The sequence below is a fragment of the Paenibacillus arenilitoris genome (genome assembly GCF_014705655.1).
Taxonomy (GTDB): domain Bacteria; phylum Bacillota; class Bacilli; order Paenibacillales; family Paenibacillaceae; genus Pristimantibacillus; species Pristimantibacillus arenilitoris.
In genome coordinates this window covers 165,938-178,681 of sequence record NZ_JACXIY010000013.1, presented here as the reverse complement: position 1 = coordinate 178,681, position 12,744 = coordinate 165,938, and the positions used below count along the sequence as shown (strand labels likewise).

The window sequence follows — 12,744 nt, the reverse complement described above, 5'->3', positions numbered from 1 at the left end:
ATACCCAGTAACATGAAATGAATTACATCGATCGCGACTTTCGCTCCATATAACCTAGTAAAAATTCTCGATCCTCAGGGAATGAGAGTTGAAGTTCTTTAATTTGCTCCGCCGATTTCCAAGCAATTTCATAGATGAGTCCATCCGGATCCTGTATCGTTGGTTCACCCTCTATTAGCTCAACCTCGAAATATGTTACTTCGTACGCCAAGGCGCCATATCCCCCTTTCTTTTCCTTGATTTGATGAATCACCTTAACCCGGTAACCCGTCTCTTCAAAAACTTCCCTGATGCAGCAATCCTCTAACGCTTCTTCCTTTTCTTTGCCTCCGGAGGGCACCGACCACCGTTTTTCCTCTTCCGGCTTACCTTGCAAGACCATCAGCAATTGTCTATCCGAATTCATGCATATACCCGCTGCCCCAAGCCATTTGTTCAATCGATTTCAACCTCCCGATTTCGGTCATAGTCCCAATCTCTTTCGCAATCGCTCCGCCTCTATCCCGGCTTCCAGCTGGTACTCCGCTATTTGCAGCAGCCGCAGACTCTCGGACGAATGCTCGTCTTGTGCCAGTTTTTGCAGCAGCTTCGGTACTTCCCACACGGACCGCAGGGCAAAAGCGGCCAGATAACCGAAACGCGGAAGCGTCTCGTCGCCCCGCCATCCCGCATCTCTCATACCTTTTAAATACGATGACAGCAATAACTCCCTGTACTCCCCAAATTGATCGATAGGCACTTGTCCCACGCTGACGGATAACCCCAGAAATCGGCCCAGATCCTCTCCTATTCCGGATATGCTGGCGAACTGCCAGTCAATTAAGGCAATTCTTCTTTCTTGGCATCGATCGGCATGCCATAAAATATTGAGCTCATAGTAATCTTGATGCGCGAACGTCTTGGGCAGACGGTCCAGTGCCGCAAGCCAGTCAACGATCGATCCCTCCAGTTCACGGAACGGATCCAGGAGGGCGTACACTCTCTCGCTTGCTGCCGTCCAGTCCTCTGTGCGGGGCATCGTCCGATAGTTCTTGCATTCGTTTATCCAGGAGCGCATCCACCCTCGATTCACCCATGGCCATTCGGGCAATGGCTGGCCGTGCAAGTAGGCCGCTTGGAACTCCCCGAGCTTTTCCGCCGCGTATGCATAATCGTTCCGCTCCCACGCTCTAGGCTCATGCTTCATATCCTCCAGCCACAGCCATACTAACCCGTCGTCCTTCTCGTCGACGGCATAACATTCCGGTACAATAAATTGAGCCGGCAGACGGCGTAGCGCTCCCGACTGGTAAGCCATCACTTCTCGCCGCCAGTAGTTATAATGAACCGGGTCGTCCCGCTTCGGATCGGCTATGACGACTTTGAGGATGAGGGTCCAGGAGAGGACCGCTCCGTTGCCGACCTCCGTATTTCCCGATATCCGGTAGACTCCGCCGGTTACGAAATTGCCGTTAGGCGATCCGATCGGGTCGCAGCGCCAATCCGTTAGGCAGCCATTTTCGATCCGAAGCATTTGGTTAGCCAGCTCTTGCAGCCGAGCCTTGTCGATTCTTTCCGAAATCGCTAATTCATCTGTATGTCCCACTTGTTTTTTGGTCCTCCTCAAAGGATAGATCAGGCAGTCGATGCCTTAGACAGTAATTCGTCTTCCGCATCGCTTTCCCCTTCCTCTGCTTCGTTCGGTGCCTCTCTCGGCCGAGCAACGCGATGCCGCAGACGAGACTAAACAAAAAATGCAACGCAGCCGCTTCTTTCGAACGCGGCTGCGTTGCATTTTGTACAATGAAATGGCGCTGTTCAGGTGCGATCCCCGCATGCAATGAGGCCTCATGTCAGGTTTCTGTTGCACCAAACTACAGCGTAGCTGCGCGACACGATCCCTCTACCTCCTGCCGCGTTCCACGAGGTTGATGCCTACCCCCATACAGATGACCGCGAATAGCAGCAGCTTGGCGAGCGGCAGGAAAATGTCTCCCCATCCCGCGTCGTAGAGCGCGATGCCCAGCAGCGCGTCCATCGCATGGGTAAGCGGCACGAACTCCCCGATGACGAGCAGCACGTCATTTGTAATCGTGCCGGGCGGCATGTAGGCGCCGCTGATGAGCGGAAAGATCGGGACGACGGAAGGATACACCATATTGAATTGTACGGGCGTCTTCGTCATCCCGGCGATCAGCATCGCCAAGGCGACAGCCGCAACCGTATATAAAGCGGACACGATAAGCAGCATGCCGAATCGGCCGCCCAGATCGAATCCGAACCCGTACAGGAAGATCAAATAGACGATCGCAAGCTGCAAGAACCCGGCGGCGAAGCCGTACGTCAGGTGACCGAGATACATCTGCGTCTTGCGGACCGGCGACAAAATCATGCGGTTCCAGATGCCCGACGTCTTCTCCGCGTTTACGGCGTTAATCTTGGAGCCGATCGTGAACATGGCGAGGAACAGCGCAAAGCCGAACATGAGCTGCAGCCCCATATCGTACGAGACGATCTCCCCGCCGTCCGGCGCGGCGGCATGCAGCGTTAGAGGCGGATTTTGCAAAATTCGCTCCGCGTCCAGGCGGAATCGTTCCGGATCGCCGGACCGCTCCGCCGCTGCCCGGAGCTGCAGCTCCTGCCGGAACACGGTATCCACGTGCCGCTCCGCCAGCAGGCCCTGAATTTCATCCACCGCGGCAACGATCCGATAATCGTCCGGCAGCAGCTGCACGGCCGCCATCGCGCGGCCTTCGCGCACTTCTGCCCTGGCCGGCTCCTCGTCCCGGAGGACGAATTCGAACGCCTCGCTCTTATTCAGCCGCTCGATCCAGCCTGCAGCCTCCGCTTCGCTCGTTCCCTCGGCGAGGAATACGTCGATTTTCGTCTTGCCCTCCGAGCTCATCCCGAACAGCACGACGGCTAGCACGCTAAGCCCGATGAATGTCAGCAGAAGATACGGCGAACGGCGTTCCTTCATCCACTGCGCCAATAGATCGGGAACCATCAGATCCGCCCCCTTCTCGGAAATAAGAGTATGCTTGCGCCGATCGCGGCGAGGGAGAATGCAAGCAGCTGAAGGAGAGGTGCTGCGACGACTTCCGGCGAACCTTGCTGCACCCACTGGAGGAATGCGGATAACGCCCGCCCGTTCGGCGTCCATTCGCCGACCAGCTGAATCCATTGCGGCAGGACGAACCTCGGAACGAAGCTTCCCCCGACCGTGCCGATCATCATAAGAATAATCGTCATCACTCCCCCGGCCGTCGCTTCCTCCAATCGAAACGCCAATGAGGTAAAGACGGCGGACAGCGACGCCACGCTGAAGCAGAACACAAGGGCGACCATTGCGAGACCGAGCCAGAACTGTACGGTGCGCGCGGGAAACAAATCAAGAATAAAGTGGCATACGATGAAAATGAATGTCATCTGCAGCAGCGCCATGCAGAAGGTCGATCCGATTTTCCCGGACAAATACCGGATCGGGTGGCTTCCGGTCAGCACGATGCGGTGAAACACGCGCTCTTTCCGCTCCGTGGCGGCCTTCAGCGCCGTCGTCATCGCGACAAACAGAGAAAACACGACGCCGATCGCTAAGGTGTAGTATTGAAAAGAAGTGACCATCTCGAAGCCTTCGATCGTCTCGCGGCCTCCGACCGGCCCGATCAAGCCAACCGAATTCGATGCCGCCGCTTCGCCGCCGGATGCAAAGCCGATCGCCGCCTGCAGATTAACCGTCTGCATAAATCCTTCCAATAGATTACGGAGCATATCGACCTCCGTCGACGATTGTTCCGCGGTAAGGGCGACCGCCATCCCTTCCCCCTCGTTAAGCAGCCATTTATTTAGCGTACTCAGCGTATATCCCTCGGGGAACGTTACGATCGCCGAGACGTCTCCGTCCTCCAGCTGCCGCATGGCGGCTTCCTCATCCAGCTCGATCGCCGAGACGAACGCCCTCACTTCTTCGCTTTCCAGCAGCTGCATGAGCATGGCGGACGGCAGAAGCCGCTCAGCGCTGACGGCCAGCGAAGAAGTCTCCTCGGGAGCGAGAGGCAGCGCATCGAGCGAATTTCGGAAACGCTCCAAGCCGTCCTCCGCATCGTCTTCCGTCACGACGGCCACCTTCAAATCCAGATCCCCGGTCGGATTTTCCACCCAGTTCGGCATCGCAAAGCCAAGCACCATAATAATGACAATCGGCGTAAGCAGCGCAATCGCCATCTCTTTGCGGTCGCGCCAATAGACGAGAAAATCTTTTTTGAAAAAAGGCAGCAAGTCTCTCCCTCCCCTCAGTCTCTCAATGTTCGGCCGGTGAGATGGAGGAATACATCCTCCAGGCTCGGCGTATGCACGTGAATGTTAATGATTTGCACCCGCTGCCGCTCCGCAGCCTGCACGACGGCCGTCAGAATGTTGCTTTGCTTCGTTACGATCAGCTTCAGTCCGTTATCGGTTTCTTCCGCCCGCCTTACCGGTTCAAGCTGCTGCAGCTCCTGAATCAACCCTTGGCTCGGCGCGTTGAGCTGAATGAGCAGCGTGTCTTCGCCGGACAGGATACGCTGCAGCTCCTCATGCGTCCCCGATGCGATAATGCGCCCGTGATCCATAATGTACATGCGGTTGCATAGCTGCTCGACCTCTTCCATATAGTGGCTCGTGTATAGGACCGTGGTGCCCTTCTCCCGATTGAGCAGCCGGACCGTATCGAGGATATGGGTTCGGGATTGCGGATCGATGCCGACGGTCGGCTCATCCATAATGACGATCTCCGGGTCGTGAAGCAGCGCCGCCGCAATGTTGATCCGTCGCTTCATGCCGCCCGAGAACGTCTTGATCAATTCCTTCTGCCGCTCCCTGAGACCGACCATTTCCAGCGTCTCCTGGATTTTCGACTCGAGCGCGGCACCCTTCAGCTTATAGAGCCTCCCGAAAAACGTCAGGTTCTCATATGCGCTTAATTCTTCGTATAAGGCGATTTCCTGCGGCACGACGCCAAGCACCTTGCGGATGTCCTGCGGCTGCTTGATAACGCTTCTCCCATGCAGCCGCACGTCGCCCTTCGTCGGCTTAACCAGCGATGAAATCATCGAAATCGTCGTCGATTTCCCCGCTCCGTTCGGTCCGAGCAGGCCGACCGATTCCCCTTTGTTCAAATACAGACTGACGTCGTCGACAGCGGTTTTCCCTTTGAACTCCTTGCGAAGTTCGACCGTTTCCAGCATGCGTTCCGCCTCCCGCTTTTTTCGCTATGACTGCAGTTTACATGCAAAAAGACAGTGCGAGCACTGTCTTCCGTCACAATCTTTGCCGATACCCATGACCGGAGTCATGGTGTCCTTGCCGTCATACCACGTTATGGCGAATCGCGTATATCGCAAGCTGCGTCCGGTCGCGCAGCTCAAGCTTATCCATCACCTGGCTGATGTGATTTTTGACCGTTCCGACCGACAGCCCGAGCTCGTCCGCAATTTCCCGATTGCTTCGTCCCTCGCCGACGAGTCGTACGATGGCAAGTTCCCGAGGGGTAATCGACGCGTCGACCGTCGCCTGCGGCTCCTGCCCTTGAAGGAGGCGCGGAATGACTTTGGCCGCCACATCCTCCTGCAGTGCCATGCCGCCGGACAAGCAGCTGCGGATCGAGCGGATGAGCGCCTCCGGCTCAGCGTCCTTCAGCATATATCCGTGCGCCCCGCTCTTCAGCGCGTCGAGTGCATATTGATCGTCGTTAAAAGTCGTAAGCATGAGCACCTTGCAGCGCGGCCACCTCGATCGGATGATTCTCACCGCCTCCAGACCGTTCATCTCCGGCATCCGGATATCGAGCACGGCGACGTCGAACGCGTGCGTCTCGCACAGCGCCACCGCTTCCTTCCCGTTGCCCGCCTCTCCCGTTACGCGCATCTCCGGGTCGGTCTCGATCATCATCTTCAGCCCCTGGCGCACCATCGCCTGATCCTCCGCAAGCAATATTCGAATCATGTCTCTTCCCCCGTTCCCATCCGCAACGACACCGTACCGCAAATGACAAAACGATTGTCGTACGCTTCTACCTCCAGCTGCCCGCCGGCCTGCTCCAGCCGCTCGCGCATCGATCGCAGCCCGAAGCCTTCCTTGAACGGCTTGCCGCCGGTCCGAAGGTTCACCACTTCAAACCGGAATACGCTTCCGCCCCCGGGCGCCTCGAACATGATCTTGGCCTCCCTGGACTGACCATGACGCATCGCATTCGTCAGCGCCTCCTGTACGGCGCGGTACACCGCAATCGACTGGGCGTTGCTGAGGGGCGCCGACAGCGCTCCGTCCTTGACGGTAAAATGAATCCGCATGAAGCTCTCCGCCTCCAGCCTCCGGATGAGGCTCAGGATCGCCGGCAGCCCGCCGGTCTCTTGCTGCTTCAGCGCTTTAACGGCGTTTCTTGTTTCATCCAAGCTTTCCTTGGCAAGCTCTTTCAGCTTAAGCAGCATCTCTTGCGCCTGCTCGCCGGACTGCATCCGGTACACCTCAAGCTGCATCAGCAACGCGGTCAGCCTATGCCCGACCGAATCGTGGATTTCCCTGCCGACGTGAGCCCTCTCCTCCTGCCGCGCCGCTTCCTCGTCCGAGATGAGTCGGCGCTTCAGCATTCTGTACTCGCTGAGCAGCGCTTCATACCGCGCAACCGCCGCTTCCCGCTCCGCCGATAAGACGGCGAACACCGATAGCGCGATCGCAAGCAGCAAGGCGTATAAGCCGATGAACGGCAGCGGCAGGCCGGACGATCCGGCCAATCCGTGACCCGCCGCCCCCGCGAGAGCGGCAGCGCCTGCGACGGCCGCCATCTTCGCGGGCAGCCGGTAGACCGCTTTCCCGGCGAGCACCGTAAACACGAGAAGCGGATACGGATTGAACGGTCCGCCGGCAGGCGGCCAAAGCGCCGCAGCCCCAAGCAGCGCCGAGGCGCTCAGCAGGACCGTGAGGGCGACGGGCTTCTCCCTACAAATCGGCGACAGGAAGAACGCCGTCAGCGATAAAGCGCTAAGCAGCAAGCGCCAGGCCAGTTCGGCCCCTTCCGGGGCAATCCGCAGCATCGAGCCAAGCCACGCGGCGATCAACAACCCAAACCACAGCCAGAACGAACGCACGCGATCCCCCGCTTCCCATTTAAAAAGTGTTCCGATGCCAAAGTAGTAGGTTACCTGTTCAAAATTTATCATAGCAAAGCATGACAAAGGAGTCAGGTTTTAAATGAACATTCTATCAAGGGTTCTGTTAAGTGTGGTAGGTTTAATTCTTGTATTTACAATGAAAAGAAAAATCGTGAACATAAGAAAAATAAGGAGTAATTATTAAACAAAGGTTTCATTTAAAAAAACAGCCGGCCTTCCGGCCGGCTGCCCTCGTATCGCGGAGCGGAATTTTGCTATCTATTGCTGCGGCTGTTCGCCCGGGACGTTCACTTGGAACGTAACCCCGAACTTGTCCTTTACGATTCCGTACAAGGGGCTCCAATCCGTCTTCTGAAGGGGCATGACGACTTGTCCGCCGTCTTCCAGAGCGGCAAAGATTTCCCTCGCTCTTGCCTCTTCACTCGGATGGATGGCAATCTGAACCGTTTCGCCCGGTTGATGAGGCATACCCGGGAACGTATCGGAGAACATGAGAACCGCGTCGCCGACATTCAGAAGCGCATGCATGACGCGATCCTTCGCGTCATCCGCTAACGGATAATTCGGGTCCGCCGGCATATCTCCGAACGTCATGATGCTGACCACATTCCCGCCCAGCGCTTTCTCGTAATAATGGACCGCTTCTTTCGCTTTGCCTTCAAAAACCAAATACGGATTCAAACTGATCGACATCAGTCAACAGCTCCTCTGGAACGAAATGGACATCCTCTTTCAATATACACCAAAAAGAGCCGCGCAATTTCTTCTCGATTGCTGGTTTCAGTGAACCGTCATTCCTAACCGATATTTTCCGCGTCGATTTCCAGATTCAACGTACTCTCCCACCATACCGACCTATCTCCGTTAACGAGCTGCGGAATCAGCTTTCTGAACGGGAACGGTTGCAACCGGTAATTCTCAAGCTCATTAACGGACACCCAAATAAACTCGATGTGAGATTCGCGAGACGGCGGATTTCGGGATACGTCCAGCTCAGGTACGATCACTTTGAAAGCTTGATTAATCTCGCAATGCAGTTCATTGTTTTTTAGCCACTGATGCTCCACTAATCCCAAATACCCCTCAATGCGGCACGACAAGCCAAGCTCCTCTTCGATTTCCCGCTGTAAGGCTATTGGCGCGCTTTCGCCAAACTCGACATGACCGCCTGGCAAGAATGTGTTTTTATGCCCGATCGCCCGCGCCGCTAAGACCTTTTCTCCGTCCGTAATAATGCCTCTGACCAAATGATGAAAATTCGAGCTCATCTATTCCTCCTGTAAAGCAGCTTTTTTATTAAAATAAATCGTCAATTAACGAAAGCCCCTTAACGATCCGCATTCGACTATCTCGCAGAAAATCGCGTGTCCAATCGTCCGGTTGACTTAAATCCCAGCTCCGGTGCATACCGACGAATACGATTATTTCGCGAAGTCTAAGAAAGAGCGCCAGCTGCTCCTTCCAGCCGGCAGGCAACTGTCGGCCTTCCTCTGAATAGCCTCGTTCGAAATGTTTAATGAACATTTCGTACTGCGCCTTCCGTTCGGACTTCGAATCTTCACCAAATACATACAGCAAATAATAGAGCTGGATGGCAATATCCTCGGCATACCAACTGTACTGGCATTCGTCGAAGTCGAAAAGCGTAATTTTACCCGATTCATCGACCGTAAAATTGCCTACATTGATATCCCCGTGAATCAAACCGAAATGGTCCGGAGTAACAGGCAGCCTGACCAATTGTTCTTTAAGTTCATCAAGAGCCTGAAGAATGGGTTCATGCTCTGTCGGTAAATACTCTCTGGCTCGTAAGAGGTAATCGTTACCCTCCCACGTGTGCCGTCTGGCCAAAGGTTTATAGCGCTTCGCCAGTTCATGAAGTTTGCCTGTCATGCGTCCGCATTGTTCATAAAGTAAGGGATTTCCTAAGCATTCAGGGTATCCGATTTTCCGGCCGGGCGCATGCCTGAAGGCGGTCACGTAGAAATCCAACCTTTTTGCCGGGATTCGTTCAATGTCCTTCCCGTTAACTGAACATATCGGTTCTGAGACGGACATCCCCTCCTCCGCCAGATAACGAATCCATTCCAATTCGGCTTCAAGTCCTTCCGGCTTGCGCAGGGTGCTGGGGGTGAAACGAAGAATGTATTTGACTTCTTCGCGATTGTAGGAGTAGATAAAGTTTTGAAAGCCCCCGATGAAAGATAGGTCCTTTTGGCTGACACCAAATCGCGCAGCACCTTCTAAGACGTGCTCGTCCAGGAACAATAATTTTATTTGCGGATCCATGGGTCTTCCTTTCCTGATGAGATGAGATGCTTTTTTTATATCCACAATAAGCCGGCAATGGATGGATAACAAGGGATTATTTTTTTTAAGATCGAACACTTCCTATTTCCGGCTGCACGAATACATTCGAAACAGCTGAATGTACAACAAAATACTGATGAATGAACATACGAAAATAATGCTGAATATGCCCATAGGCGGCACCCAGCCAGACAGGAAAACCGTCACCGGCGCCAAAAATTTCCCGATCGTGAACTGCAGGCTATTCGCTCCCATGTACTGTCCTCTTGCATGCTCGGGAGCATAGCCGCTAATAAAGCTCTGGGTCACCGGGGAGCGCACCATCTCGCCAAAGGTGAACATGATCGTCACGATAAACAAATACCATATGTTGGAGTTGAGCCCTACGGCGAAGGTGCCTGCTCCGGACAACAGCGATGACAGAATAAAAACATTGCGCTCTTTCCAATTGCCGAACCACTTCGTAACCGGAAGGATGAACAGAACGAACAAAAGACCATTAAGCCCCAGTATCCATCCGAATATCTCCGTACCGGACAGCGTAAGGGAATCACCGTTCCATGCGATTAGAGTCTGGGCAGGGATTTCATGAATCACGTAAACAGGCAAATAAAGATCCAGCTGCATGATGGGTACCAGGGCAAAGATGCCTGCCAAAATATAAAGCAGGAATACTTTATCCCGAAAAATAAGGCCATACCCCTTCCACTGTTCCGTGATCATTCGGGAAACCGAAGTCGAGCCTTCCCGGCGTTTCGTCGAATCCGGCCATGTTTCACGAACCATGATCGAAATGGCAATCGAATACAGCAGCAACACCAATGCGCAAGTCCATAACAATTGTTGCCTGTATTGGAAGAAGAAAATAGCCCCAAGCGCCGGCCCAAGTACCGCGCCGATGTTATTGGCCGTCGTAAATGTTGCAAATACCTGGCGGCGGTTTTGCGCAGGAACCAGATCAGCAACCATAGCCGAGCTGGCCGGACTATAGAAGGCGCCCCCGAGCCCAATGCCGATAAAGGCGATATAATCCATCAAATGGGATGGTGACGCCGCAAACCATGTAAACATCGCCGTCTGAAGCACAGCACCCAGCAGCATAACCGGCCGCCGTCCTAACCGGTCCGCCATAGCACCTCCTAGCAGCGTTCCGATCATACTGAATAGCGGAGGGACGATCATCAGAAGGCCTGCGATATGATTGCCTAAAGCCGCGCCAAAATATACGGTTATAAACGGGAAGTATATCCAAAACAGCAGGTTAAACAGTGCTTCGCCGATTAGCCGGACTTTCAAGCTGGTATTCCATAAACGTACCGGCACAATCCCCCTCCTCTATGCGTCACGCACCTAACATTTTTCCAGGCCTGGTCCAAACTATATAACTTTACCCGGATAAAATATAGACTTATAATTTAGGCTGGTTTATACTAATAATAGGTAAGTCGAATAAGTGCCGATTTCATTTAATCGCTCCAAGAAACGAACATCCGTTCTGAAAATGGTAAAGACGCTCCCATCGGAAGCGTCTTTTTTGATGCAGATCGATCATCATTTAGATTCAGGCAACCTATCCTGTAAGAGAAGATTTATTATAGGTGTTCATACAGATTATCTAAAGTTGTTATCATTCGCTGAACAGGCCTCTCAAGACGTTCATTCTGCCTGTTTAACCAGATACCTCTCATATTGAGCTTTTCACAAGGAGCGATATCTGTAGAAAAATCATCTCCTATATATGTAATCGCATGCAGATGTTGACCCGTCATTTCAGATGCTACTTCAAAAATCCTTGTGTTCGGCTTTGAGACTCCAACGTCCCCCGAGGCAATTACAACCTCGAAATATTCCAAAATCCCCATTCGTTCCAGCTTTTGCTTTTGTTGATTTAGATCGCCATTCGTAATAATACCTAGTCGATTACCTTTTAAGCTCTGAAGACAAGGGATGACATCTTCATATGGCCTCCAATTGTATTCGAAGCTTTTTAAATAAAATTGAAAATACTCCGCAGCTTCACAATCCTGAAGCTCGCCTATAAGTTCTTTCATCCTCGCGATTTTTTGTTGCTCAAAGGACAGCTCGCCTTGTAAAAACCGCGAATAATGTTTTTTTCCGATACTGCACCATTCTCGATAAAAGTCACTTTGATTACCAGAAAAATTGAATAAAGAGCTGAATTGGTTGTGAAACGCAAGAACGGCTAAGAACTCTGCACCTTTAAAATCTAGAAGCGTCCCATCTAAATCAAAGAAAATCATTCCTATTCCTCCATTGGAGATTGAAATATTTCTAATAGTGTTTGTAGCCGGCAAAGGCTTCAAATACCTATCCATAAGGAACATAGTGCTTTAAATCGGCTTCGGTAATCCCTTTTTGTTTTCCTTCATCCGAAATGCCGTATCCAAATTGCAGTACGTCATTATGCGCAAAATAAATATATTCAACAAACGGTTCATCATTAAAAACAACAACCGCATAAAAAGGGGGTAGTTTAATTCCCCAAACTCCCTTAACGGACCTTATTTCCTCCGCCTTGTATCCTTCTTCTTCAATGAGGTAATTCGTTACTCTGTCATCGTATACTATTTTATTTATTTGAACATATACATACGGAGTAACAACAAGTGCAAATGCAAAAACCAAAACCATTACGATGAAGAACTTTTTCGTTTTGCTCATACCGAAACTCCTCCTGCTGCACTCTTGGTGGCATTTGAAGCCTCTCATTCTAGAACTCTCACTTCTTAGCAATCATACTAACCCAGCTTTTTACAGTCAATTACCTCAATGAAAAAACAGCCGATCGTTCTGAGCGGCTGCCTTGGTATTTCCTGCAAGTCATCACAAATTGCATCGGGTAACTTAGTTTATGTTATCAGGGTCCATCATACACGACTTCCGTTCCCGCGATAAAATCATGAATCGACCGTTTGTCTTCGCGGACTCCTACCATGATCGCACTTACTATAAAGGCAATGCCGAGTGTTATGGCGTAAATTAAGCCTGTCACCACATTTCGCAGCAGCATCGTGCCAAGACCCGGCGGCTGCCCGTCGCTCACCTTCACGATTCGAATCCCGCAAATCCGTTTGCCGATCGTATAGCCATTCCATAGGATTGGCGTAAGCAATGTATACAGGAACGATAAGATATCCGTGACATACTCCTCTCCCGTTCCTCCGGTGAAAACAAGCGCAATAATGGCCAGCGGGACTCCGACGATAAGCGCATCAAGAATCGATGCGCCGAATCGAATCCAAAAACCGGCAGGGTCCTTTGTGTTCAAGTCAAAACCCACTCCATT

Annotated in this window: 14 protein-coding genes; all 14 read right to left on the bottom strand. The window is 52.5% G+C overall.

Going from position 1 to position 12,744, the window contains the following annotated elements; genetic code table 11:
• Nucleotides 1-22 precede the first annotated feature (22 nt).
• The 14 genes from IDH41_RS10825 to IDH41_RS10760 all read right to left on the bottom strand — a co-directional run bounded on the left by IDH41_RS10825 (nt 23) and on the right by IDH41_RS10760 (nt 12,726).
• Nucleotides 23-439, bottom strand: a complete 417-nt coding sequence (locus IDH41_RS10825; protein WP_190860875.1) for an NUDIX hydrolase — start codon at nt 437-439, stop codon at nt 23-25.
• Nucleotides 440-463: 24 nt separating this feature from the next.
• Nucleotides 464-1,585 carry a phosphotransferase family protein gene (locus IDH41_RS10820; RefSeq protein WP_317890724.1) on the bottom strand — a complete coding sequence of 374 codons (1,122 nt, stop codon included), beginning with the start codon at nt 1,583-1,585 and terminating at the stop codon, nt 464-466.
• A 297-nt stretch (nt 1,586-1,882) separates the two neighbouring features.
• The gene (locus IDH41_RS10815) at nt 1,883-2,986 is read right to left on the bottom strand and encodes an ABC transporter permease (protein ID WP_190860874.1); all 1,104 of its coding nucleotides are present in this window, start codon (nt 2,984-2,986) and stop codon (nt 1,883-1,885) included.
• On the bottom strand, nt 2,986-4,257 hold the full coding sequence (locus IDH41_RS10810) for an ABC transporter permease (protein ID WP_190860871.1): 1,272 nt from the start codon (nt 4,255-4,257) through the stop codon (nt 2,986-2,988). The genes IDH41_RS10815 and IDH41_RS10810 overlap by 1 nt, the downstream gene beginning before the upstream one ends.
• 14 nt (nt 4,258-4,271) lie before the next feature.
• The gene (locus IDH41_RS10805) at nt 4,272-5,204 is read right to left on the bottom strand and encodes an ABC transporter ATP-binding protein (protein WP_190860869.1); all 933 of its coding nucleotides are present in this window, start codon (nt 5,202-5,204) and stop codon (nt 4,272-4,274) included.
• Nucleotides 5,205-5,325: 121 nt separating this feature from the next.
• On the bottom strand, nt 5,326-5,961 hold the full coding sequence (locus IDH41_RS10800) for a response regulator (RefSeq protein ID WP_190860867.1): 636 nt from the start codon (nt 5,959-5,961) through the stop codon (nt 5,326-5,328).
• Nucleotides 5,958-7,103 carry a sensor histidine kinase gene (locus tag IDH41_RS10795; protein ID WP_317890723.1) on the bottom strand — a complete coding sequence of 382 codons (1,146 nt, stop codon included), beginning with the start codon at nt 7,101-7,103 and terminating at the stop codon, nt 5,958-5,960. Before IDH41_RS10795 ends, IDH41_RS10800 begins: the two co-directional genes overlap by 4 nt.
• Before the next feature lie 282 nt (nt 7,104-7,385).
• Nucleotides 7,386-7,820, bottom strand: coding sequence for a VOC family protein (locus tag IDH41_RS10790; RefSeq protein ID WP_190860863.1), 435 nt, complete (start codon nt 7,818-7,820; stop codon nt 7,386-7,388).
• Nucleotides 7,821-7,924: 104 nt separating this feature from the next.
• The gene (locus tag IDH41_RS10785; RefSeq protein ID WP_190860860.1) at nt 7,925-8,395 is read right to left on the bottom strand and encodes an NUDIX domain-containing protein; all 471 of its coding nucleotides are present in this window, start codon (nt 8,393-8,395) and stop codon (nt 7,925-7,927) included.
• 28 nt (nt 8,396-8,423) lie between these two features.
• Nucleotides 8,424-9,416, bottom strand: coding sequence for a phosphotransferase enzyme family protein (locus IDH41_RS10780; protein WP_190860858.1), 993 nt, complete (start codon nt 9,414-9,416; stop codon nt 8,424-8,426).
• A gap of 102 nt (nt 9,417-9,518) precedes the next feature.
• Nucleotides 9,519-10,760, bottom strand: a complete 1,242-nt coding sequence (locus tag IDH41_RS10775; protein WP_190860856.1) for an MDR family MFS transporter — start codon at nt 10,758-10,760, stop codon at nt 9,519-9,521.
• A 269-nt stretch (nt 10,761-11,029) separates the two neighbouring features.
• Entirely contained in the window at nt 11,030-11,698 is a 669-nt protein-coding gene (locus IDH41_RS10770) for an HAD family hydrolase (protein WP_190860854.1), read from the bottom strand.
• A 67-nt stretch (nt 11,699-11,765) separates the two neighbouring features.
• Nucleotides 11,766-12,119: a DUF3139 domain-containing protein gene (locus IDH41_RS10765; RefSeq protein WP_190860852.1), complete on the bottom strand. Its 354-nt coding sequence runs from the start codon at nt 12,117-12,119 to the stop codon at nt 11,766-11,768.
• Nucleotides 12,120-12,315: 196 nt separating this feature from the next.
• A complete protein-coding gene (locus IDH41_RS10760; protein ID WP_190860850.1) occupies nt 12,316-12,726 on the bottom strand; it encodes an RDD family protein in 411 nt (136 codons plus the stop codon).
• Nucleotides 12,727-12,744: the final 18 nt, after the last annotated feature.

Excerpts from the sequence above, each read along its gene's own strand:
- IDH41_RS10815 (WP_190860874.1), bottom strand. The coding sequence starts at position 2,986 with ATGGTTCCCGATCTATTGGCGCAGTGGATGAAGGAACGCCGTTCGCCG.
- IDH41_RS10805 (WP_190860869.1), bottom strand. The coding sequence starts at position 5,204 with ATGCTGGAAACGGTCGAACTTCGCAAGGAGTTCAAAGGGAAAACCGCT.
- IDH41_RS10800 (WP_190860867.1), bottom strand. The coding sequence starts at position 5,961 with ATGATTCGAATATTGCTTGCGGAGGATCAGGCGATGGTGCGCCAGGGG.
- IDH41_RS10790 (WP_190860863.1), bottom strand. The coding sequence starts at position 7,820 with ATGTCGATCAGTTTGAATCCGTATTTGGTTTTTGAAGGCAAAGCGAAA.
- IDH41_RS10785 (WP_190860860.1), bottom strand. The coding sequence starts at position 8,395 with ATGAGCTCGAATTTTCATCATTTGGTCAGAGGCATTATTACGGACGGA.
- IDH41_RS10780 (WP_190860858.1), bottom strand. The coding sequence starts at position 9,416 with ATGGATCCGCAAATAAAATTATTGTTCCTGGACGAGCACGTCTTAGAA.
- IDH41_RS10770 (WP_190860854.1), bottom strand. The coding sequence starts at position 11,698 with ATGATTTTCTTTGATTTAGATGGGACGCTTCTAGATTTTAAAGGTGCA.
- IDH41_RS10765 (WP_190860852.1), bottom strand. The coding sequence starts at position 12,119 with ATGAGCAAAACGAAAAAGTTCTTCATCGTAATGGTTTTGGTTTTTGCA.